This window comes from Streptomyces sp. NPDC051738, assembly GCF_044453205.1.
Classification (GTDB): domain Bacteria; phylum Actinomycetota; class Actinomycetes; order Streptomycetales; family Streptomycetaceae; genus Streptomyces.
Map to the genome: position 1 here is coordinate 242,198 of NZ_JBITCM010000004.1, position 19,884 is coordinate 262,081.

18 protein-coding genes and 2 tRNA genes are annotated in these 19,884 nt (G+C 69.7%); 12 read left to right on the plus strand and 8 right to left on the minus strand.

Features of this window, described 5'->3' with window-relative positions:
* Positions 1-44: 44 nt before the first annotated feature.
* Positions 45-860: an SOS response-associated peptidase gene (locus tag ACIA8X_RS11765; protein WP_393448491.1), complete on the minus strand. Its 816-nt coding sequence runs from the start codon at positions 858-860 to the stop codon at positions 45-47.
* Between the two features lie 50 nt (positions 861-910).
* Here ACIA8X_RS11765 and ACIA8X_RS11770 point away from each other — a divergent pair, with 50 nt between their 5' ends.
* The 4 genes from ACIA8X_RS11770 to ACIA8X_RS11785 all read left to right on the plus strand — a co-directional run bounded on the left by ACIA8X_RS11770 (position 911) and on the right by ACIA8X_RS11785 (position 4,530).
* Positions 911-1,633, plus strand: a complete 723-nt coding sequence (locus tag ACIA8X_RS11770) for a M50 family metallopeptidase (RefSeq protein ID WP_393448488.1) — start codon at positions 911-913, stop codon at positions 1,631-1,633.
* A gap of 122 nt (positions 1,634-1,755) precedes the next feature.
* Positions 1,756-3,075, plus strand: coding sequence for a 3-phosphoshikimate 1-carboxyvinyltransferase (gene aroA, locus ACIA8X_RS11775; protein ID WP_399458244.1), 1,320 nt, complete (start codon positions 1,756-1,758; stop codon positions 3,073-3,075).
* Positions 3,076-3,086: 11 nt separating this feature from the next.
* On the plus strand, positions 3,087-4,097 hold the full coding sequence (gene rsgA / locus ACIA8X_RS11780; RefSeq protein ID WP_393448482.1) for a ribosome small subunit-dependent GTPase A: 1,011 nt from the start codon (positions 3,087-3,089) through the stop codon (positions 4,095-4,097).
* 109 nt (positions 4,098-4,206) lie between these two features.
* Complete coding sequence (locus tag ACIA8X_RS11785; RefSeq protein ID WP_393448479.1) at positions 4,207-4,530, plus strand: DMT family transporter; 324 nt, start codon at positions 4,207-4,209, stop codon at positions 4,528-4,530.
* Positions 4,531-4,584: 54 nt separating this feature from the next.
* On the opposite strand, the gene ACIA8X_RS11790 is transcribed toward ACIA8X_RS11785, so the two are convergent.
* The gene (locus ACIA8X_RS11790) at positions 4,585-5,196 is read right to left on the minus strand and encodes a TetR/AcrR family transcriptional regulator (protein WP_399458245.1); all 612 of its coding nucleotides are present in this window, start codon (positions 5,194-5,196) and stop codon (positions 4,585-4,587) included.
* A gap of 354 nt (positions 5,197-5,550) precedes the next feature.
* Here ACIA8X_RS11790 and hisN point away from each other — a divergent pair, with 354 nt between their 5' ends.
* The 6 genes from hisN (at position 5,551) to ACIA8X_RS11820 (ending at position 10,421) form a co-directional block, all read left to right on the plus strand.
* The gene (gene hisN, locus ACIA8X_RS11795; protein ID WP_393448473.1) at positions 5,551-6,351 is read left to right on the plus strand and encodes a histidinol-phosphatase; all 801 of its coding nucleotides are present in this window, start codon (positions 5,551-5,553) and stop codon (positions 6,349-6,351) included.
* Between the two features lie 135 nt (positions 6,352-6,486).
* The gene (locus ACIA8X_RS11800) at positions 6,487-6,879 is read left to right on the plus strand and encodes a cyclic nucleotide-binding/CBS domain-containing protein (RefSeq protein ID WP_393448470.1); all 393 of its coding nucleotides are present in this window, start codon (positions 6,487-6,489) and stop codon (positions 6,877-6,879) included.
* Positions 6,880-7,031: 152 nt separating this feature from the next.
* Positions 7,032-7,448: a Fur family transcriptional regulator gene (locus ACIA8X_RS11805; protein ID WP_393448468.1), complete on the plus strand. Its 417-nt coding sequence runs from the start codon at positions 7,032-7,034 to the stop codon at positions 7,446-7,448.
* 147 nt (positions 7,449-7,595) lie between these two features.
* Positions 7,596-8,363 carry an ABC transporter ATP-binding protein gene (locus ACIA8X_RS11810; RefSeq protein ID WP_393448465.1) on the plus strand — a complete coding sequence of 256 codons (768 nt, stop codon included), beginning with the start codon at positions 7,596-7,598 and terminating at the stop codon, positions 8,361-8,363.
* Positions 8,360-9,223: an ABC transporter permease gene (locus ACIA8X_RS11815; protein ID WP_393448462.1), complete on the plus strand. Its 864-nt coding sequence runs from the start codon at positions 8,360-8,362 to the stop codon at positions 9,221-9,223. Before ACIA8X_RS11810 ends, ACIA8X_RS11815 begins: the two co-directional genes overlap by 4 nt.
* A gap of 31 nt (positions 9,224-9,254) precedes the next feature.
* Positions 9,255-10,421 (plus strand): ABC transporter substrate-binding protein, encoded by a 1,167-nt coding sequence (locus ACIA8X_RS11820; protein ID WP_399458246.1) that lies wholly within the window; start codon positions 9,255-9,257, stop codon positions 10,419-10,421.
* Position 10,422: 1 nt separating this feature from the next.
* On the opposite strand, the gene ACIA8X_RS11825 is transcribed toward ACIA8X_RS11820, so the two are convergent.
* Positions 10,423-11,457: a hypothetical protein gene (locus ACIA8X_RS11825; protein WP_393448458.1), complete on the minus strand. Its 1,035-nt coding sequence runs from the start codon at positions 11,455-11,457 to the stop codon at positions 10,423-10,425.
* Between the two features lie 119 nt (positions 11,458-11,576).
* On the opposite strand from ACIA8X_RS11825, the gene ACIA8X_RS11830 reads away from it, so the two are divergent.
* On the plus strand, positions 11,577-12,197 hold the full coding sequence (locus ACIA8X_RS11830) for a TetR/AcrR family transcriptional regulator (RefSeq protein ID WP_393448456.1): 621 nt from the start codon (positions 11,577-11,579) through the stop codon (positions 12,195-12,197).
* A gap of 70 nt (positions 12,198-12,267) precedes the next feature.
* On the opposite strand, the gene ACIA8X_RS11835 is transcribed toward ACIA8X_RS11830, so the two are convergent.
* The 4 genes from ACIA8X_RS11835 to ACIA8X_RS11850 all read right to left on the minus strand — a co-directional run bounded on the left by ACIA8X_RS11835 (position 12,268) and on the right by ACIA8X_RS11850 (position 17,926).
* Positions 12,268-12,341 (minus strand) — tRNA-Met (locus ACIA8X_RS11835).
* Between the two features lie 346 nt (positions 12,342-12,687).
* On the minus strand, positions 12,688-14,607 hold the full coding sequence (locus tag ACIA8X_RS11840; protein WP_399458247.1) for a tetratricopeptide repeat protein: 1,920 nt from the start codon (positions 14,605-14,607) through the stop codon (positions 12,688-12,690).
* 227 nt (positions 14,608-14,834) lie between these two features.
* A tRNA-Met gene (locus ACIA8X_RS11845) sits at positions 14,835-14,908 on the minus strand.
* A gap of 57 nt (positions 14,909-14,965) precedes the next feature.
* Positions 14,966-17,926, minus strand: coding sequence for a UPF0182 family protein (locus ACIA8X_RS11850; RefSeq protein ID WP_399458324.1), 2,961 nt, complete (start codon positions 17,924-17,926; stop codon positions 14,966-14,968).
* A gap of 164 nt (positions 17,927-18,090) precedes the next feature.
* Between ACIA8X_RS11850 and ACIA8X_RS11855 the strand changes: the two genes are divergently transcribed.
* Entirely contained in the window at positions 18,091-18,633 is a 543-nt protein-coding gene (locus tag ACIA8X_RS11855; RefSeq protein WP_393448452.1) for a PPA1309 family protein, read from the plus strand.
* A 73-nt stretch (positions 18,634-18,706) separates the two neighbouring features.
* Here ACIA8X_RS11855 and ACIA8X_RS11860 read toward each other — a convergent pair whose 3' ends face one another.
* Complete coding sequence (locus ACIA8X_RS11860; protein WP_393448450.1) at positions 18,707-19,804, minus strand: PDZ domain-containing protein; 1,098 nt, start codon at positions 19,802-19,804, stop codon at positions 18,707-18,709.
* Positions 19,805-19,884 lie beyond the last annotated feature (80 nt).

The window sequence follows — 19,884 nt, forward strand, 5'->3', positions numbered from 1 at the left end:
ACTCGTTCACGTCTGACTCGTTCACGTCTGACTCGTTCGTCACGTCAGAAGAGTGTGCCCTCTTCGGGGCCGTCCAGCTCCTTCAGCAGCTCCGGGCCGTTGTTGCGGACGTTGCTGACCATCGTGGAGACGGGGTAGGCGCGCATCAGCCCGGCAGGCGGCGGGGCGAGCAGCGAACGCAGTTCCTCCTGGTCCGTCCGGGCCGGATCGAGCCAGGCGTCCCAGCGGTCCGGGGTCAGCATCAGCGGCATCCGCGGGTGGATGTCGTGCAGCGAGTTCGGGCCCTCGGCGGGCGCGACGGCCAGCGGGGTCGTCTCCGCCTCCGTGGTGATGACGGAGCAGGTCACCCACCAGGCCTGGGGGTGCTCGTCGGGCAGCGTCCGGTCCCGCCAGAACTCGTACAGCCCCGCCATGGCGAACACTGTCCCATCGGCGGGCAGCACGAAGTACGGCTGCTTGCGCGGCCGTTTCCGCTTCCCCTCGACCTCCAGGTCCCGCTCCTGCGTGCCGGTGACCCACTCGTAGTAGCCGTCGGCGGGGATGATGCAGCGCCGGGAGGTGAAGGCCCGCCGGTACGACGGCTTCTCGTGCACGGTCTCCGCGCGCGCGTTGATCATCTTGAAGGCGCTCTCGGGGGTCTTGGACCAGCTGGGCACCAGCCCCCACTTCAGCTTGCGCAGCTGCCGAACCGGACGCGGGTCGTGGACGTCTTTCAAGGGACGGTCGAGGACGACGTGAACTTCCTTGGTCGGAGCCACGTTGTAATCCGCATCGAGGGTCTCCTCGGGCTCCCACTTCTCGATCTCAAAGATTCCTGCGAGATCCTCGGCCCCACGACTGGCTGCATACCTTCCGCACATACGTGCCACACTGCCAGATTCCATCCGACCACAGGGAGCCACCGCCTTACATGGACAGCACCGCATCCGCCTCGCTCGCCTCCCTCTGGGACGAGGTCGCCGGGACGCAGCCCGACCCGGACCTCTGGGTGGTGATCGCCGCCCTGGTCGCCGCACTCGCCGTGGTCGTCCCGCACGGCCTGTGGCGCATCTCGCGCAACGCCATCACCATCGCCCACGAGGGCGGCCACGGCCTGGTGGCCCTGCTGACCGGCCGGACCCTGACCGGCATACGCCTGCACTCCGACACCAGCGGCCTCACCGTCAGCCGCGGCAAACCGCACGGCCTCGGCATGATCCTCACCGCGGCCGCCGGCTACACGGCTCCCCCGCTGCTGGGCCTGGGCGGCGCGGCACTGCTGGGCGCGGGCCGGATCACCCTCCTGCTGTGGCTGGCGACGGCTCTGCTGGTGGCGATGCTGGTGATGATCAGGAACGCGTACGGGGCACTGACGGTGTTCGTCGCGGGCGGCACGTTCGTGCTGGTCAGCTGGCTGACGGGGCCGCAGGTGCAGGCCGCGTTCGCGTATGTGGCGGTGTGGTTCCTGCTGGTGGGCGGGGTGAGGCCGGCGTTCGAGTTGCAGGCGAAGAGGTCGCGGGGCGGGGCGGGTGACTCGGACGCGGACCAACTTTCGCGGCTGACTCACGTCCCGGCAGGCTTGTGGCTGTTCCTGTTCCACGCGGTGTCGCTGTGTTCGCTGATAGGCGGGGGACGCTGGTTGCTGGGGGTATGACGCGCCCCGAAGGGGCAGCGTCTCCAGGGGCGCGGGGCTGTGTCATCTGCGGCTCCGCCGCGGGGCGCGACCAGCCACAACGGGGCCGCACCCGAACGACGGCCTACTTATAAAGTGAACCCATGGCCCAAAACCCCGCCGCACACACCGCCCTATGGCCCGCCCCGCACGCGAGCGGAGCCGTCGACGCCACGGTCCACGTGCCGGGGTCCAAGTCAGTCACCAACCGCGCCCTCGTCCTCGCCGCCCTGGCGAGCGAGCCCGGCTGGCTGCGCCGCCCCCTCCGCTCCCGCGACACCCTGCTGATGGCCGGCGCCCTGCGCGCGATGGGCGTCGGCATCGAGGAGGGCGTGGGCCCCGAGGGCACCGGAGAGGCCTGGCGGGTGCTCCCCGCGGGCCTGCGGGGCCCGGCCACGGTCGACGTCGGCAACGCCGGCACGGTGATGCGCTTCCTGCCGCCGGTGGCCGCGCTCGCCGACGGCTCCGTCCGCTTCGACGGCGACCCGAGGTCGTACGAGCGTCCCCTGCACGGCGTGATCGACGCCCTGCGCGCTCTCGGTGCCCGGATCGACGACGACGGCCGGGGCGCGCTGCCGCTGACGGTCCACGGCTCGGGTGCCCTGGAGGGCGGCCCGGTGGAGATCGACGCCTCGTCGTCGTCCCAGTTCGTGTCGGCGCTGCTGCTCTCCGGCCCGCGCTTCAACCAGGGCGTCGAGGTCCGGCACATCGGCTCCTCGCTCCCCTCGATGCCGCACATCCGCATGACCGTCGACATGCTGCGCTCGGTCGGCGCCCAGGTGGACACCCCGGAGTCGGGCGGCGAGCCGAACGTCTGGCGGGTCACGCCGGGCGCCCTGCTCGGCCGCGATCTGACCATCGAGCCGGACCTGTCCAACGCCCAGCCGTTCCTGGCGGCGGCGCTGGTGACCGGCGGCAAGATCCTCGTCCCGGACTGGCCGGCCCGCACCACGCAGCCCGGTGACCGGCTGCGCGAGATCTTCACCGAGATGGGCGGTTCCTGCGAACTCACCGAGTACGGGCTCGTGTTCACCGGTTCGGGTGCGATCCACGGCATCGACGTGGACCTGAGCGAGGTCGGCGAGCTGACCCCCGGTATCGCGGCGGTCGCCGCCCTCGCGGACTCCCCGTCCACGCTCCGCGGCGTCGCGCACCTGCGGCTGCACGAGACGGACCGGCTGGCCGCGCTGACCAAGGAGATCAACGAACTGGGCGGCGACGTCACCGAGACCGCCGACGGCCTGCACATCCGCCCGCGCCGGCTGCACGGCGGGGTCTTCCACACCTACGAGGACCACCGCATGGCGACGGCCGGCGCGATCCTCGGCCTCGCGGTCGAGGGCGTACGGATCGAGAACGTGGAGACGACGGCGAAGACCCTGCCGGACTTCCCCGAGCTGTGGACCGGGATGCTCGGGGCGTAGGGACTATCGCCATGCGCCGCTACGGCAAGAACACCGACGAGGACGACATCCGCAGCCGCCCGAACCGCAAGGGCAACCGGCCTCGGACGCACATCCGGCCCAAGCACGAGGACGCCGCCGAGGGCATGGTCCTCACCGTCGACCGGGGGCGGCTGACCTGCCTCGTCGAGGACCGGGTCGTGATGGCCATGAAGGCCCGCGAGCTCGGCCGCAAGGCGGCGGTGGTCGGGGACCGGGTGGCGCTGGTCGGCGACATGTCCGGCAAGAAGGACACCCTTGCGCGGATCGTGCGGATCGAGGAGCGGACGTCGGTGCTGCGCCGGACGGCCGACGACGACGATCCGTACGAGCGCGTGGTGGTCGCCAACGCCGACCAACTCGCCATCGTCACCGCCCTCGCCGACCCCGAGCCGCGGCCGCGGCTGATCGACCGCTGTCTGGTGGCGGCGTTCGACGGGGGTCTTGAGCCGCTGCTGGTGCTGACGAAGTCGGACCTGGCGCCGCCGGACAAACTCCTTGAGCTGTACGGCGATCTGGACATCCCGTATGTCGTGACCAGCCGGGAGGAGCTGGAGAACGGCGGTGCGGCGGGGCGCGTGCGGGAGCAACTGGACGGCAGGGTCACGGCGTTCGTCGGCCACTCAGGCGTGGGCAAGACGACGCTGGTCAACGCGCTGGTGTCGGTGGAACGGCGCCGGGTGACCGGCCACGTGAACGCGGTGACCGGTCGCGGCCGTCACACGACGACGTCGGCGTTGGCGCTGCCGCTGCCCGACGTGGACGGCTGGGTGATCGACACCCCGGGTGTCCGCTCCTTCGGCCTGGCCCATGTCGACCCGTCCCGTGTGATCAACGCGTTCCCCGACCTCGAATCGGGAACCGCGGGCTGCCCGCGTGCGTGCAGTCATGACGAGCCGGACTGTGCGCTGGACGAGTGGGTGGCGCAGGGCCACTCCGATCCGGCCCGGCTGTACTCACTGCGACGGCTGCTGGCCACGCGGGAGCGCACGGAAGGGGACTGACCTCCGCGTTGTTTGTCTGCCGGTGAGTCCGGTAAGGGCATAATCGCACCGAGCCGGATCCAAGCCTGACGAAGCGGTCACAGAACGTGGGGATACGGGAGGACAGCACATGGCGTGGCTGCTGGTCATCGTGGCGGGGCTGCTCGAAACCGGCTTCGCCGTCTGTCTGAAACTGTCGCACGGGTTCACCCGGCTCTGGCCGACCGTCGCCTTCTGCATCTTCGCCCTCGGCAGTTTCGGACTGCTGACGCTGGCGCTGAAGAAGCTGGACGTGGGGCCGGCGTATGCGGTGTGGACGGGGATCGGGGCGGCGGGCACGGCGATCTACGGGATGGTCTTTCTCGGGGACATCGTGTCGACGTTGAAGCTCGTGTCGATTTCCCTGGTGATCGTGGGGGTCATCGGGCTGCAGTTGTCGGGCTCGGCGCACTGAGGCGGGGTTCCTCCGGAGGCCGGGTCGGGTGAGGTCGGGTTGGAGTGGGCTGAGTCAGCTGGCCAACTGCCGGTACAGGGCGCTGCGTACGAGGTCGGTGACGCCGCCTTCGCCGGGCGGGGCGGCGACGCAGGACAGGGCCAGCCTGACGACCAGTTCGCAGGAGCGAGCCAGGTCGGGGGTGTCGGACTTGTTGATGCCGGGGCCGGAGAGGACGGCCACCGCGCGGTCGCGGACGATGGCCACGAAGTCACCGGGTGACGGGAGCGGGCCGTCGGCCCGTCGCTGGGCCGGTACGGCCGAGGAGGACGGGACGGCGGAAAGCGTGGGTGAGGGCAGGCGCTCGCCCCAGCAGCCGGTGAGCATGGCGCGGACGAGGGCGTTGTCGCGGGCGAGGCCGGCGGTCCACTCCGCGGTGGCGGTGAGGCGTTCGCGGGCGTCGCTGTGGGTGGCGAGGGCGCGGTCGACGCCGGCGAGATAACCGTCGGCTTCCCTTCTCACGAGCGCGCGGGCGAGGCCTTCCTTGCTCCCGAACTCGTTGTACAACGTCTGCCGGGACACTCCGGCTGCCGCGGCCACGTCCACCATCCGCACGGCGGACCACGACCTGCGCGCCAGTGCCGTGTAGGCGGCATCCAGCAGGGATTCCCGCGCTGCAGGCATCATCGCCTCCCGGGGACAAGCGGCTCTGCGCCCAGATTTGACGCGCACAGCGGCACTGTCAAGGGTTCGCGAAGGCACTGGGGGGCGCCAGGCGATTGCGGTGCGCGGGCCTCCGCGGGCCACGGGGGTACGCGCCCAGCCGGTCACTTGTCAGGGCGGTCCCGGCAATCTCAGCCCGTCTGGCGTTTGAGGACGAGGCCCCTTAAGGGCCGATGCGGGGGTCTGGTTAAGGGCCGATGCGGGGGTCTGTGGGCCGCAGACCCCCAGCAGCAGCCGGAACTGACAACCGTGAGCAACCCGCCCATGACGCCATGGCGCAGTAGCTCTGGCCCGACCACGACAGATAGCGTTCGTCCCATGCCGGACTACCTCGACGATCTCCGCCTCGCCCACGTCCTCGCGGACGCCGCCGACGCCACCACCATGGGCCGCTTCAAGGCCCTCGATCTCAAGGTCGAGACCAAGCCGGACATGACCCCGGTGAGCGAGGCCGACCGGGCCGCCGAGGAGCTGATCCGCGGACAGCTGCAGCGTGCCAGGCCGAGAGACGCGATCCTCGGCGAGGAGTACGGCATCGAGGGCACCGGCCCCCGCCGCTGGGTGATCGACCCGATCGACGGCACCAAGAACTACGTACGCGGCGTCCCGGTCTGGGCCACCCTCATCTCCCTGATGGAAGCGAGCGAGGGCGGCTACCAGCCGGTCGTGGGTGTCGTGTCGGCGCCTGCCATCGGCCGCCGCTGGTGGGCCGCCAAGGGGCACGGCGCCTTCACCGGCCGTAGCCTCTCCTCCGCCAGCCGTCTGCAGGTCTCCGGCGTCTCGAAGCTGACGGACGCCTCGTTCGCGTACTCCTCGCTGAGCGGATGGGAGGAGCAGGGGCGCCTTGGCGGCTTCCTCGACCTCACGCGCGAGGTGTGGCGCACGCGCGCGTACGGCGACTTCTGGCCGTACATGCTGGTCGCCGAGGGGGCGGTGGACATCTGTGCCGAGCCCGAGCTCTCCCTGTGGGACATGGCCGCCACGGCGATCGTCGTGACCGAGGCGGGCGGCACCTTCACCGGCCTCGACGGCCGCCCCGGCCCGCACAGCGGCAACGCCGCCGCCTCGAACGGCCTGCTCCACGACGAGTTCCTCGGTTACCTCAACGAGCGCTCCTGAGCGCCCCTTTGCAGCGCCCCTGAGCGCCCCCTTGTTGACCCCCTCTTTACCTGTCACTCTGAAAGTCCCCCCACTTGTGAATTTGTGAAACCGTGAACAAACGGTGCGGGGGCACTTCAGGAGGTGGCTCCATCCATGCTCGTACGTGACGCCATGAGCACCGTGGTCCTCACCATCGGCCCCACCCACACCCTTCGCCAGGCCGCCGCGCTGATGTCCGCCCGTCGGGTCGGCGCGGCCGTGGTCCACGACCCCGACGCCGGCGGTATCGGCATCCTCACCGAACGCGACATCCTCAACTCCGTCGGCCTCGGACAGAACCCGGACATCGAGCACGCCCACGACCACACCACCAACGACGTCGTGTTCGCCGCCCCGTCATGGACTCTGGAGGAGGCGGCCCGCGCCATGGCACACGGCGGCTTCCGCCATCTGATCGTCCTGGACCACGAGGAGCCCGTGGGCATCGTCTCGGTCCGCGACATCATCCGCTGCTGGGCACCCGTACGACAGCACGTGCCCGCGTAGCCCACGCGAAAGAATGGGCCGGATCCCGAAGGGGCCCGGCCCATCTCCATGCCGGATCCCCTATCCCCTACACTGGATTTCGTCTAATCTAAGCCGCACTCCAAAGTCACATCCATTCGGAATCTGGTCCTCCTGCTGTTAAGGTGTTCTCCATGAGTGACCTTCTGGAACGGCTGCGCGGACGCGGATGGCGAATGACCGCGCAGCGGCGCGTCGTGGCCGAGGTGCTCGCCGGCGATCACGTCCACCTGACGGCCGACGAGGTGCACGCCCGGGCCGTCGCCAAGCTGCCCGAGATCTCCCGGGCGACCGTCTACAACACGCTGGGCGAGCTGGTCACCCTCGGCGAGGTGCTAGAGGTCTCCACCGACAAGCGCGCGAAGCGGTACGACCCGAACGCCCACCGGCCCCATCACCACCTGGTCTGCGCCCAGTGCGGCTCGATCCGGGACGTCCACCCGACGGGCAACCCGATGGCCGACCTCCCCGACTCCGAGCGCTTCGGCTTCACGGTCTCGGACGTCGAGGTGACGTACCGCGGCATCTGCCCGAACTGCACGAAGGCCTAGCCCGCCGCCTTCCCTGAGCCCCGGCACCGGTGAGTGCCGGGGCTTTGCGCTGCCCGGGTACGAACGGGTGGGGTTCCCGAATCTGACGGTCCGTCATATGGTCAACGGCACCCACACGTCCGTTCCGCACTCCGCGAGGAGACAGAAGTGGGAGAGCCGTATCCCAAACTCAGAGCGAACGACCTGACCCGCACCTTCGGCCGAACCCCCCACACGGTCCACGCCCTCGGCCCCCTCGAACTGACCGTCGCCCCCGGCGAGTTCGTCTGTGTCGTCGGCCCCTCCGGCTGCGGCAAGTCGACCCTCCTGCGCATCGCCGCGGGCCTGCTCCGCCCCAGCACCGGCACCCTGGAGATCCGTGCCGCGAGCCCGCGACCGGCGGCGATGATCTTCCAGGACTACGGCATCTACGACTGGAAGACGGTGCGCGCGAACGTCCGCTTCGGACTGGACATCCAGCGCGTCCCCCGCCGCGAGGCGAACGCCCGCGCCGACGACTGGCTGGCCCGCATGGGCCTGTCGGACTTCGCGGACGCCTACCCGGCCGCCCTCTCCGGCGGTATGCGCCAGCGCGTGGCCATCGCCCGGGCGCTGGCGGTGGAGCCCGAACTCCTGCTGATGGACGAGCCCTTCGCGGCGCTCGACGCCCAGCTCCGCACGATCCTCCAGGACGAACTCCTCGACCTCACCCAGTCGCTGCGGACGACCACGCTCTTCATCACCCACAGCCTGGAGGAGGCGATCGTCCTGGGCGACCGCGTGCTCGTGATGTCCGCCCGCCCGGGCCGGATCATCGCCGAACACCGCCCGCCCTTCCCCCGCCCGCGCACCGGCGAGGTCCGCGCCACCCCCGAGTTCACCGCCCTGCGCAGCGAACTGTGGGACCTGCTGCGGAAGGAGGCGGTCCCGGCATGACGACGCTCACGAAGCCGCCCGCCGACTCGGTCCTGATCCGCCGCCCCGGCCCGCGGGAGCTCCACCCGGCCCGCACCCACCGCCGCAGGCGCGCGCTTGAGGTGTCCCTGGCGCTCGCCGTCCCCCTCGTCCTCCTCCTGCTGTGGCAACTGGCGGCCGCCCAGGCCTGGATCGACGACCGCGTCTACCCGGCCCCGTCCACGATCCTCGCCGACGGCTGGGACCGGGCCGCGGCCGGCGACCTGTGGCCGGACGTGTGGGCCACCTTGAAGCGTGTCCTCGCGGGCTACGCGGCCGGCACGGCGGCGGGCTACGCCCTGGGCCTCCTGATGGGCTCCCTCTCGCTGGTACGAGCCGCGCTGGAACCACTCCTGGACGCGCTGTACGTCGTACCGAAACTGGCCCTCCTGCCCATCTTCCTGAACATGTTCGGCCTGGGCGAGGGCCCGCAGGTGGCGTTGGTGGCGGCCACGGTGTTCTTCTTCGTCTGGATCTCCACCATGTCCGCGGTCATGTCCATCCCCTCCGGCCACCGTGACGCGGGCCAGGTCTTCGGCGCCTCCCGGTGGCAGATGTTCCGCCACGTCCTGCTTCCGGCGTCACTCCCGTCCGTCCTGGTGGGCGCGCGCATCGCGGCCGGGGTCGCGGTCCTGGTCATCGTCGCCTCGGAGCAGATCGCCGCGACGAACGGCCTGGGCCATCTGATCTTCGACTCGCGCGCGCTGTTCCAGAACGACGTGATGTTCGTCGGCATCGTCTGCGTCGCGGTCCTGGGAGTCCTCTTCTCCGAACTGATCCGCTTCGCGGGCCGCCTGCTCACCCCCTGGGCACCGCGGGACCGAGGAAGGGGCCAGTCATGAGGAAGGGGCCAGCATGAGGAAGGGGCCAGTCATGAGAAGGAGGAGCCGAGGCCCGAGCCGGGCCTGTGTCGTCCTCATCGCCGCAGGAGCACTGCTGACGTCGGCGGCCTGCTCATCGCCGTACGAGAAGGACTCCTCGTCGAAGGCCGGCGCGGGCGAGCGCACCATCCGCCCGGTCGAGGGGTGCGGTACGACGTCCTGGACGGACCCGAAGGACCTCTCCGCGAACCGCACACCGGCCCGCTGCCGGCCCAGCGCCCCTCCCCCACAGCCGCTGTCCGAGCCCCGCGAGCTGACGATCGCGACGGGAACGCTGAGCGCCGAGTACGTGGCTCCGCTGCAAGTCGCCCTCGACAAGGGCGAGTTCAAGAAGGAGGGCCTGGACGTCACGCTCAAGGTGCTGCCGACGCCGGACGCGCTTCCCCTGCTGGCCAAGGGGGACATCGACGCCCTGTGGGCGGCCCCGGAGGCCGCGGTCATGAACGGCATCAAGGGCGGCTTCGACATCAAGTGGGTCGCGGGCAACTTCTCGCCCGACCCGGACTCGAAGAGCGGCCTGTGGGTGCGCCTGAAGGACGGCGACACCGCGAACCGCGTCGCCATGGCCGGCCGCAAGCTGGGCACGATGATCGGCAAGGGCTCGGTCATCGCGTACCCCATGGAGAGGGCCCTGGAGAAACACGGCGGCGGCCTGGCCGACATCCAGTACCAGCAACTGGGCTCGGCAGACGTCCTCACAGCCCTCCAGAACGGCGGCGTCGACTCCGCATGGCTCCTCGACCCGGTCTGGCGCAAGGTGGACGGCAAGCGGGGCTACGCCTTCCTGGGCGGCCAGCCGCCGGGCGAACCCCTGGGCGGCATGCTGTACGGCCGCACGCTACTGGGCGACGACGTGGACGCGGGCGTGGCCCTGCTGAGGGCCTACATCCGCACCGTGAACACCTACTTCGCGTCGGACTACAAGCAGGATGCAAGCTTCGTCACCTACCTCGCCGAGCTCCTCAAGGCGGAGAAGTCCATCCTCGAATCCACCCCGTCCCTCCGCATGGACTGGGAAATCCGCGCCGGCACGACAACCCGCCTCCAGTCCGCCTACGACTCCCAGGGCGTAGGGGAAGGAAGCCCGCTACCGGAATCGCGAACGGTCGACCGCGCCCTGTACGAAGAGGCGGTGGGCCACCTCATGACTCACGAATGACTCACGACGCGGCTCGGTCACGGTAGTAGTCGGCGAGGGCGGTGAACGCGGCCTTCGGCTCCCATGGCAGGTCGGGGTAGCTGGCTCCCGGGCGGTCTTCGAGGACCTTGACGATGCCGTAGCTGGCCAGGTCCAGGTCCTCACGGGGGTCGCCGTCGGGGCGGTGCGGGTAGTCGTGGAGGGCGAAGGTGAACACGAAGGCGCTGTCGATGCCCCCGGCGTCGAATGCCTCCAGCAACTCGCACAGATACCTGGCCTGACCGGCCTCGTCGCGGACATACTCCCCGTCCAGCCGGAGAGGGGCACGGGTGTCCTCGTCATGCTCGACGATCTCCAGACCGCGGGCACCCCTGTCGCCCGCACCGCGGTAGCCGGCCGCGCCGAACTCGGTGATCGCGACCGGCTTTCCCTGCGCGACGAGGTTGCGGACGCCTTCGGCGAATCGATCGGCGATCTCGGCCGATCGGTAGAGGTCCATGGAGATGAAGTCGAAGGGAGCCCAGTCGACGCCCTCAAGCGGTACGGCCGCATAGGTCACCTCACCGCCGAACCGCTCACGGACGAGGGCCACGGCCTTGCCGAGGAAGTCGTTGACGCGTGCGCCGACTTCGGCGATGTGCTCGCGCACGCGATGCGGTTGACTCAGCAACGCGACCCGTTCGTCCGTGCTGTCGCCGGGCAGGAATCCCTTGTTCATCAGGCTCAGTTCGGCGCCGGCGACGAAGACGACATCGGCTCCTCGCCGCCTGAGCCGCTCCGCACGCTCGGCGCAGTCGGCGAACAGCGCCAGCATCTCGTCGGTGGTCAGTTCAAGCGGGTAGGGCGAGAACCAGACCTCCAGGCCGAGGTCGGCGGCATACCCCGCCGCCAGCTCGATCCGCTCCGGATCACCGCCCATGACACGGACTGCGTTGCAGTGCAGGTCGTCGCGGATGATCCGCAGCTCGCGCCTGACCACCTCCGCATCGAAGCGACCGCGGCCGACGGCTCCGTTGTAGACGAAGCCGGTGTCGTAGCTGATACCTCTGGCGCGCATGCGTCGGATCCCTTCCACGCAGATTGCTTACGGTACGTTCAGTACCCTAATTGCCTGGTGGTCTGGACGGCAATGAAAATGGGAAGGTACGAGCAGTACCGAACCCCCGAGAAGGTGTCATGGCAGAGAAGCCGACGGGACAGTCAGGCGCCGGACAGATGCGGCGACGCGGAGCCGCCCTGGAGGAGGCGATTCTGCGAGCCGCGGTGGATGAGCTCACCGAGTCCGGATACGCCGGGCTGACGATGGACAAGGTCGCCGCCCGCGCCGGCACCAACAAGAACGCGCTCTACCGCCGCTGGCCGAACCGCCTCGCGCTCGGCATCGCCGCCTACAGGCATCTGGCGACGACGGTCCAGCCGCCCGACACGGGCACACTGCGCGGCGACGCCCTGGAGTGGCTCCGCCAGGCGAACCGCTACTGGAGCTCCCCTCTCGGGGCGATCCTGCGGGAGCTGCTCGCCGCCGCCGGCGGCGCGCCGGAACTCCTGGCGCAACTCCAGGATCAGTCCTCCGACAGCGCCGCCGCTCCCTGGCTGACCATCCTGGGGCGCGCGGTCGCCCGCGGTGAGGCCTCCCCCGAAGCACTCCATCCACAGGTCGCCACCGTGGCGATGGTCCTGCTGCGCAACGAGTTCGTCGTACGCGGGGTCCCCGCCGCTCCCGACGACGTGCTCGTGGAGATCGTCGACGAGGTGTACCTGCCGCTGGTGCGCGGCCGAGGCATGCCGCCGGCCTGAGGCGGAGCGACCACAGGCGCAACACGACTTAGGGCCGGAACCCTCATCGGTTCCGGCCCTAGGCCTTCAGTAGCGGGGACAGGATTTGAACCTGCGACCTCTGGGTTATGAGCCCAGCGAGCTACCGAGCTGCTCCACCCCGCGTCGGTAAACGCAACATTACGTCAACACCTCAGGCAGAGGCAAATCGCTTCCCCGCGGACGCCTGTCCAGGCATTTCAGCAGGTCCGGCGTCTGAGGACGAGGTCCCACCGCCCCGATCCCCCACCCAGGCGTCATGGTGAAGCGAGGGGCGACGTCCCGGCGCAGGCATTTCAGCCCGTCCGGCGTTTGAGGACGAGGCCCCTTAAGGGCCGAAACGGGGGTCTAGGGGCGGAGCCCCCAGAAAGGGCCCGGGGTCGAAGGGGCAGAGCCCCTGGGGGATGGGACGGGTAGGGGCGGCGGGGGCGAGAACACCGCGACACCAGCGGCAGCGACACCCACCCCAACCTCACGCCGACAACTCCTCCCGCAAAGCATCCCGCAGCCGAGCCGCCCGCTCCGAAACCTCCCCCGGCCCCAACGTCACCGCCCGATCAGCCCACCGCTGCCCCTCAGCCAGCTCCCCGCGACGCGCGTAGACCAGGGCCATCCGCAACGCCGACCGCCCGTGCCCGGCGTCAGCAGCCCGGGTCCACCACACCGCCGCCTCCGGCTCGCTCCCCTCCCGAGCCAGCAGCAGCCCAAGATTGAACGCGCCGTTCCGTGAGCCGGCCTCGGCAGCCTCCCGGTACCACCGAGCCGCCTCCACCACGTCACCCCGGGCGGCGGCCAGCATCCCGACCCGCACCTGCGCCCGCCGGTGCCCCTGGGAGGCAGCCCGCTCGTACCACTCCTCGCACTCGGTCTTCTCGTGCACCGTCTCCCCGAGCTCATGCGCGGGCTCCGGCGGCCGACGGGCATCCAGCAGCGTCGCCAGCCGATACGCACCCTCCGCGCTGCCACCCCCGGCCGCGCACCGCAGATGCCGCTCCGCCGCGGGCTCGTCCCCGTCCCGCAGCCGGGCGATCCCGACCTGCAGCGCGGCCTCGGTGTGCCCGGCGGCAGCGGCACGCACGTACCACCGCAGCGCGGCCCGCTCCTCGCCCCGCCCGGCGTGCAGGATCCCGAGGTTGAACGCGGCGTCCACGCTCCCCGCCTCGGCGGCCTTGGAGAACCACGGCTCGGCACCCGTCGCGTCCCCGCCCTGGAGCAGCAGGATCGCCAGCGCGTTCGCCGCCTCGCGGTGCCCGGCGTACGCCGCCCGCCGGTACCACTGCTCGGCCTGCGCGGTGCGGCCCTGCTCGGCGCAGAGCAGCCCGAGGTTGTACGCGCCATTCACATCACCGGCGTCCATCGCGGCCCGGTACCAGCGCTCGGCGGTCTGCGTCTCCCCGCGCTCGGCGTGCAGCGCGCCCAGCGCGTTCGCGGCGTTGCCGTCACCGTCCTGCGCGGCCCGCAGCCACCACACGGCGGCGCTCTCGCTGTCCCCCGCGTCCCGCAGCAGGAACCCGAGCGCACAGGCGGCCCGCGCCTCCCCGTCCTTGGCGGACGTCAGATACCAGCGCCCGGCCTCCTTGAGCTCCCCCCGCTTCTCCAGGATCGCCCCGAGGTGCAGCGCGGCCCTGCGGTGCCCGCGCGCGGCGGCCTGCCGGTACCACTGCTCAGCCTCGTCCAGCAGCGCATCGCTCACCGCGACACCGTTGTCGTTCCCGTCCTCGCCCACATGGGGCGCCTGCCGGTCGAGCGCACGCGCCAGCCGGTACGCCGCCTCCCGGTGCCCCCGCTCGGCCGCGGCCCGCATCCACCGCTCGGCCCCGGCGTCGCTGCGGTGCTCCAGCAGATCGGCGAGCGCGTACGCGCCCAGCGCGTGCCCCTGCTCGGCGGACTGCCGCAGCCAGTACTCGGCGGCGGGCTCGTCGCCCCGCTCGCGGTGATGACGTCCCAGCGCGTGCGCGGCCGCGGCCGACCCGGCGACGGCGGCGATGCGCCACCATCCGGCGGCCTCGTCGGCGTATCCGCGCTGGTGAAGCAGGACTCCCAGGTTGTTGGCTGCGGCACGGTCCCCGGCGGCGGTGGCGGCACGCAGATGGGACTCGGCTCCGTCGAGATCACCGCGGCGCAGCAGCATGGCACCGAGGACGCTCATCGCCTCGACGTCGCCGGCCTCGGCGGCGAACCGCTGCCGCGCCTCCTCGATCGCCTCCCCGGCCTCGTCCCGGTCCGCGGGTCGGTCCAGGGCGAAGTCGCCCTCCGACTGCGTGAGTTCACTCACCGGCTGAGAGGCACCGTCCGTCGGCTGCACGAAATCGCCTGTCGGCCGCACAAAGTCGGCAGGCTGCACAAACCGCCCTGTCTCCAACAGAGTTGCCTTGTCCCCCATAACGTCCATCGTCGCACCACCTGCAACCTGGGTACACCTGGTATACCGCAGCCATTGAGGTCACTACAGCGTTTTGTCGACATGCCCACAGAGAGACAAGTCAAACACAGACCTCTCAACTCCCCGCCGCGGCGTGGCCGCCCCGCCCTTCGGCACATGCGTTCGCACACCACGAAGGCCCGGATCCTCTGGAGGATCCGGGCCTTCGCTGTCGTACGAATAATCGTCGACTTCAGTAGCGGGGACAGGATTTGAACCTGCGACCTCTGGGTTATGAGCCCAGCGAGCTACCGAGCTGCTCCACCCCGCGCCGTTGTTCTGCAACCGTATCACGGCGCGGGGTGGGCTATTCGATCAACCGTCGTCCCTAAGTGCCGGTGGGACTGCTGGTCGGGCTCGGACTCGAACTCGGGCTGGGGCTGCTGCCCCCGCCTCCGCCTCCGCTGCCGCCGGTCTTGTCCGCCTGCGCCTGCGCGTCCTCGGCCCGCTTCAGCGCATCCTCAAGGTCCTCCTGCGCCCGGCCGTACGCCTCCCAGTCACCGTTCTTCAGGGCTTCCTGGCCGGCCTCGAATGCCTTCTGGGCGTCGTTGAGCGCGTCTTGGACCGTCGGGTTGTCGGACGTCGGTGGTGGCGTCGTGCCGCCGCCGTCCTCGTCGCCCTCGTCCGGTGGCTCGGTGGTCGGGCCCTCCGCTCCGAAGACCTTGTTGAGGGCCTCCCCGAGCGTGTCCTCGAAGGCGGTGGTGCCGCCGTAGGACACCAACACCTTCCGCAGCAGCGGGTACTTGAGTCCGCCACCGCGGACATAGACCGGCTCCACGTAGAGCAGTCCGCCGTCGAGCGGGACCGCCAGCAGGTTGCCGTACTCGACCTCGGAGTCGCCGCCTCTCAGCAGCCTGATGGTCTCGGCGATGTTCTGCTCGGAGTTGAACTGGCTCTGGACCTGACTGGGTCCGTTGACCGTGGTGTTGGTCGGCAGTTTCAGAATTCTGATCTTGCCGTAGTCACTGGTGCCCGCCTCGGCGTCGACGGCCATGAAGGCGCTGAGGTTGTCCCGGCCGTTCGGCGTGAACGTCGTCGTCAGCGAGAACGCCTGCGCCGCCTGGTCGGGCATCTTCATGCTCAGGTAGTACGGCGGCACCGCGTTGCCCGACTTGTTGGTCGGGTCATCCGGCACCTGCCAGACCTCGCTGCCGCTGAGGAACGTCGTCGCGTCCTTCACGTGGTAGCGGGTGAGCAGCTCGCGCTGGACCTTGAACAGGTCCTGCGGATAGCGCAGATGGGCCATCAGCGACTTCGAGATCTTGCTCTTGGGCTCCACCGTGTCCGGGAACGCCTTCATCCAGGTCTTCAGGACCGGGTCCTTGGTGTCCCACTGGAAGAGCTTGACCTGTCCGGTGTAGGCGTCGACGGTCGCCTTCACCGAGTTGCGGATGTAGTTGACCTGGTTCTGCTGTGCCACGACCGCGCGCTGATCGTTGGTCGCGGTCAGCGAGTCCGCCGTCGTGTCACCGAGGGTCGTACGGGAGGAGTACGGGTAGCCGTTCGTCGTCGTGTACGCGTCGACGATCCACTGGATACGGCCGTCCACGACCGCCGGGTAGGCGTCACCGTCGATGGTCAGCCACGGGGCGACCGCCTCGACGCGCTCCTTGGGCGTGCGGTTGTACAGGATGCGCGAACCGTCGCCGATCGCACCGGAGTACAGGATCTGCGGTTCGCCGAACGCCACCGCGTACGCGGCCCGGTTGACCGGGTTGGAGAGACTGACCCCGCTGTCGGCCTTGTAGCTGTAGGTCTTCTCACCGCTGTCGTCGGAGTAGTCGATCTCCTTCTGGGGGCCGCCGACGATCGAGTACATGGTGGTCTTCTCGCCGTAGTAGACCCGCTGCTCGTACGTCCCGAGGTCACCCCTGGACGGCAGGTCGGACTCGGTGAAGTCCGGTCGGCCCTGGGAGTCGGCGTTGGTGCCCTCGGCGGCGACCACGCCGTAGCCGTGGGTGTAACGGAAGTGGTCGTTGATCCAGTTGCGCTTCGGGATGCCGTTGAGGTTGATCTCGCGCAGACCGATGACCGTGTCCTGGTCCTTGCCGTCCTTGTTGTACCGGTCGACGTCCAGGTTGGTCGGGAACGCGTAGTAGTTCCTGATCTGCTGGAGCTGCTGGAACGTCGGCGAGACGATGTTCGGGTCCAGGATCCGGATGCTCGCCGTGGCGTCCACGTCGTCGCGCAGCTGGGTCTTGTCCTCGGTCTTGCTCGTGCCCGGGTACTCGGTGACCTTGGTGCCGTCGATGCCGTACGCGTCGCGCGTCGCCTTGAGGTTCTTCTCGACGTACGGCGCTTCCTTGGCCTGCTCGTTGGGCTGCACCTGGAACTTCTGGACGATCGCCGGGTAGAGGCCGCCGATGAGGATCGCCGAGAGCACCATCAGACCGAAGCCGATGACGGGCAGCTGCCAGGTGCGCCGCCACAGGGTGGCGAAGAACAGCAGCGCGCAGATGACGGCGATGCAGAACAGGATCGTCTTGGCCGGGAGATAGGCGTTGGCGTCGACGTACCTGAGGCCGGTCCAGTTGTCGGTGGCCTTGAAGTCGCTGGACTTCACCGCGAGTCCGTACCGGTCGAGCCAGTACGCGACCGCCTTCAGGGCGACGAAGATGCCGATGAGGACCGAGAGATGGCCGGTGGCCGCGGCCGTGGCGCGCGCGCCCGGGCTGGTGATGCGAAGCCCGCCGTACAGGTAGTGGGTGAGCGCGGCGGCGATCACGGAGAGGATCGCGGCGGCGAAGCCGAAGCCGAGCAGGAACCGGTACCAGGGCAGGTCGAAGGCGTAGAAGCCGACGTCCAGGTGGAACTGCGGGTCCTTCTCACCGAAGGGCACGCCGTTGACCCACATCAGCCAGGTGCGCCACTGGCTGGAGGCGGAGGCGCCGGCGATCAGACCGACCAGGGCGGTGATCGCAAGCAGCAGCCACTTCTTGTACGGCGCGATGCCCATGCGGTAGCGGTCGAGGCTCTGCTGCTCCATCGACATGGCGCTCAGCGGCGGGCGCAGCCGGTGGGCCAGCCAGATGTTGAAGCCGACCGCGAGGGCCATCAGCAGACCGAAGACGAAGAACAGCCCGATCTTCGTCCACAGCGTGGTCGTGAACACGGACGAGTAGTTCACCGACCGGTACCAGAGCCAGTCCGTCCAGAAGCCCGCGAACATGGTGAAGGCCATGCCGAGGACGGCGAGGACGCCCAGTGTCATGAGCAGCGTCCGGACACGCCGGGACGGGCGGCCCACTCTGATCCGTGGCCCGGTCGGGCCTCCGCCGCGGTCCGGCATCTGGAAAGCCAAGGTTCGCACCCCGAGGTTCGCTGTTGATCCGTCAGGCCCGCGTCTTCGTGGACCCCTCGTGGCCCCCCGTGATCGTGGGCCCACACCTATGCAACTTACTCACCGTTTACTCAGTTCCCGATTCCGGCCAGGAACGAGAGAGGATTGTGACCATGTCCAACACTCCCATGGCGGCGAGCCCGCTCACCCGGGCCGTTCTCGAGATCGACGAGTACGCCTCCGGCCTCGGCTGGGACCAGCCCGCCCGCCTCTTCGCCCTCGTAGACACCGCACGGCTGCGGGCTCAGGAACCCGGCCTAGCCGCCCAGCTCGGCCTGGGGGACGAGCAGGAGTCCACCGGCCTGACCCCGATCGAGCAGGACGAACTTCCAACGGGCAAGGCGCTCGACGAGTTCCTCGGCACGATCGCCTGGCCCGACGCGGTGGTCGGCTGCGCGCTCACCGTCGAGCGCCTGATGCTGCCCCCGTCCGCCGAGGCCCAGGTCCCGCAGGGCCTGAGCGAGGCCAAGCTCACGCAGTGGGTGGCGGAACACCCCGACCGCCAGGAGGTCCGCATGACGGTCGCGGTCCTGCGCGACGGCGCCCGCGAATCGGCCCTGCGCCTGCGCGAGAAGGACACCCCGACGGAGGTCCTCACCGGCCCCGACCTGATCCCGGGCCTGGCTGAGGCGCTGGCGGCGACGTTCGAGGACTGAGCTCTTCCGGTACGGCAGTGGGGGCGCCCTCGATGCGACGAGCGCCCCCACTGCCGTACACAAGACTTGCCGCTCAGCTCTTGGTCGTGCACTTCGGCAGGTCGGCGGTGTCGCCGGAGCGGATGTCCTTCAGGGCGCCGAGGGCGTCGTCGATGGTGTCGACCTTGACGAGGGTGAGCCCCTCGGGGACGTCCCTGGCCGCCGTCGCGCAGTTGTCGGCGGGCGTGAGGAAGTACTGGGCGCCCTTTTCGCGCGCGCCGACGGTCTTCATCTCGATGCCGCCGATGGGGCCGACCTTGCCGTCGTCGTCGATGGTGCCGGTGCCGGCGACGAACTTGCCGCCGGTGAGGTTGCCCGGGGTGAGCTTGTCGTAGAGGCCGAGCGCGAACATCAGGCCCGCGCTGGGTCCGCCGACGTCGGCGAGCTTGATGTCGATCGTGAACGGGAAGGTGTGGTCGGTCCCGGCGGAGATCCCGACGATGGCACGCTTCTCGGCGCTGTCGTCGGACTCCGCGGTCCTGATCGTGATCTTCTCCGTCTTCGTCGGCGTCCTGCGCTCCTTCTCGGCGGCGGTCTGCTCCTTGGCCGGGACGATCGTGAACACGACGTCCTCGCCGGGCTTGTGCTTGGTCACCAGCTCGGCGACGTCCGCGGGCTCCTTCACCGCCGTACCGTCGACGGCCTTGATCACGTCACCGGCGTGCAGCTTGCCCTCGGCCGGAGTCCCCTTCACCACGGTCGAGACGATCACCCAGCTCTGCACCGGGATGTCCAGCGCCTTCAGGGCGGCGACCTTGGCGCTCTCCTGGGACTGGCTGAACTCCTCGGCGTTCTCCTGGGTGGACTGCTCCTCGGTCTTGCCGTCCGGGTAGAGGGTGTCGTGCGGCACGACCTTGTTGTCATGTGCGAGCCACCCATAGACGGCCTCGACGAGGTTCATCTTGTAGTCGGCGCTGGTGACCCGGACGGTGGTCATGTTGAGATGCCCGGTCGCGGGATAGGTCTTACGCCCGGACACCTGCAGCACCGGCTCGCCGTCATGCTCGCCGAGGGTGTTCACCGTCGGCCCCGGGGACATCTCCGAATACGGCACGGGGATGAAGACTCCCGCGCACAGGAGCGCGATCAGCATCAGGGTGGAGGCGAGCATCGTCGCGGTGCGGCGTGGCATGGCACGAATGTACGTGACACTTCTGTCAGCGCCCCGTCAGGGCTGTCTGACCGTGACCCGTCAGAGCCGCGAGCCCGCCG

Bases quoted from the DNA above. Each gene is read 5' to 3' on its own strand.
- ACIA8X_RS11860 (WP_393448450.1), bottom strand. From the start codon at position 19,804: ATGCCACGCCGCACCGCGACGATGCTCGCCTCCACCCTGATGCTGATC.
- rsgA (WP_393448482.1), top strand. From the start codon at position 3,087: ATGCGCCGCTACGGCAAGAACACCGACGAGGACGACATCCGCAGCCGC.
- aroA (WP_399458244.1), top strand. From the start codon at position 1,756: ATGGCCCAAAACCCCGCCGCACACACCGCCCTATGGCCCGCCCCGCAC.
- ACIA8X_RS11785 (WP_393448479.1), top strand. From the start codon at position 4,207: ATGGCGTGGCTGCTGGTCATCGTGGCGGGGCTGCTCGAAACCGGCTTC.
- ACIA8X_RS11765 (WP_393448491.1), bottom strand. From the start codon at position 860: ATGTGCGGAAGGTATGCAGCCAGTCGTGGGGCCGAGGATCTCGCAGGA.
- ACIA8X_RS11830 (WP_393448456.1), top strand. From the start codon at position 11,577: ATGGCAGAGAAGCCGACGGGACAGTCAGGCGCCGGACAGATGCGGCGA.
- ACIA8X_RS11790 (WP_399458245.1), bottom strand. From the start codon at position 5,196: ATGATGCCTGCAGCGCGGGAATCCCTGCTGGATGCCGCCTACACGGCA.
- ACIA8X_RS11850 (WP_399458324.1), bottom strand. From the start codon at position 17,926: ATGCCGGACCGCGGCGGAGGCCCGACCGGGCCACGGATCAGAGTGGGC.
- ACIA8X_RS11815 (WP_393448462.1), top strand. From the start codon at position 8,360: ATGACGACGCTCACGAAGCCGCCCGCCGACTCGGTCCTGATCCGCCGC.
- ACIA8X_RS11820 (WP_399458246.1), top strand. From the start codon at position 9,255: ATGAGAAGGAGGAGCCGAGGCCCGAGCCGGGCCTGTGTCGTCCTCATC.
- ACIA8X_RS11800 (WP_393448470.1), top strand. From the start codon at position 6,487: ATGCTCGTACGTGACGCCATGAGCACCGTGGTCCTCACCATCGGCCCC.
- ACIA8X_RS11840 (WP_399458247.1), bottom strand. From the start codon at position 14,607: ATGGACGTTATGGGGGACAAGGCAACTCTGTTGGAGACAGGGCGGTTT.
- ACIA8X_RS11770 (WP_393448488.1), top strand. From the start codon at position 911: ATGGACAGCACCGCATCCGCCTCGCTCGCCTCCCTCTGGGACGAGGTC.
- hisN (WP_393448473.1), top strand. From the start codon at position 5,551: ATGCCGGACTACCTCGACGATCTCCGCCTCGCCCACGTCCTCGCGGAC.
- ACIA8X_RS11825 (WP_393448458.1), bottom strand. From the start codon at position 11,457: ATGCGCGCCAGAGGTATCAGCTACGACACCGGCTTCGTCTACAACGGA.
- ACIA8X_RS11805 (WP_393448468.1), top strand. From the start codon at position 7,032: ATGAGTGACCTTCTGGAACGGCTGCGCGGACGCGGATGGCGAATGACC.
- ACIA8X_RS11855 (WP_393448452.1), top strand. From the start codon at position 18,091: ATGTCCAACACTCCCATGGCGGCGAGCCCGCTCACCCGGGCCGTTCTC.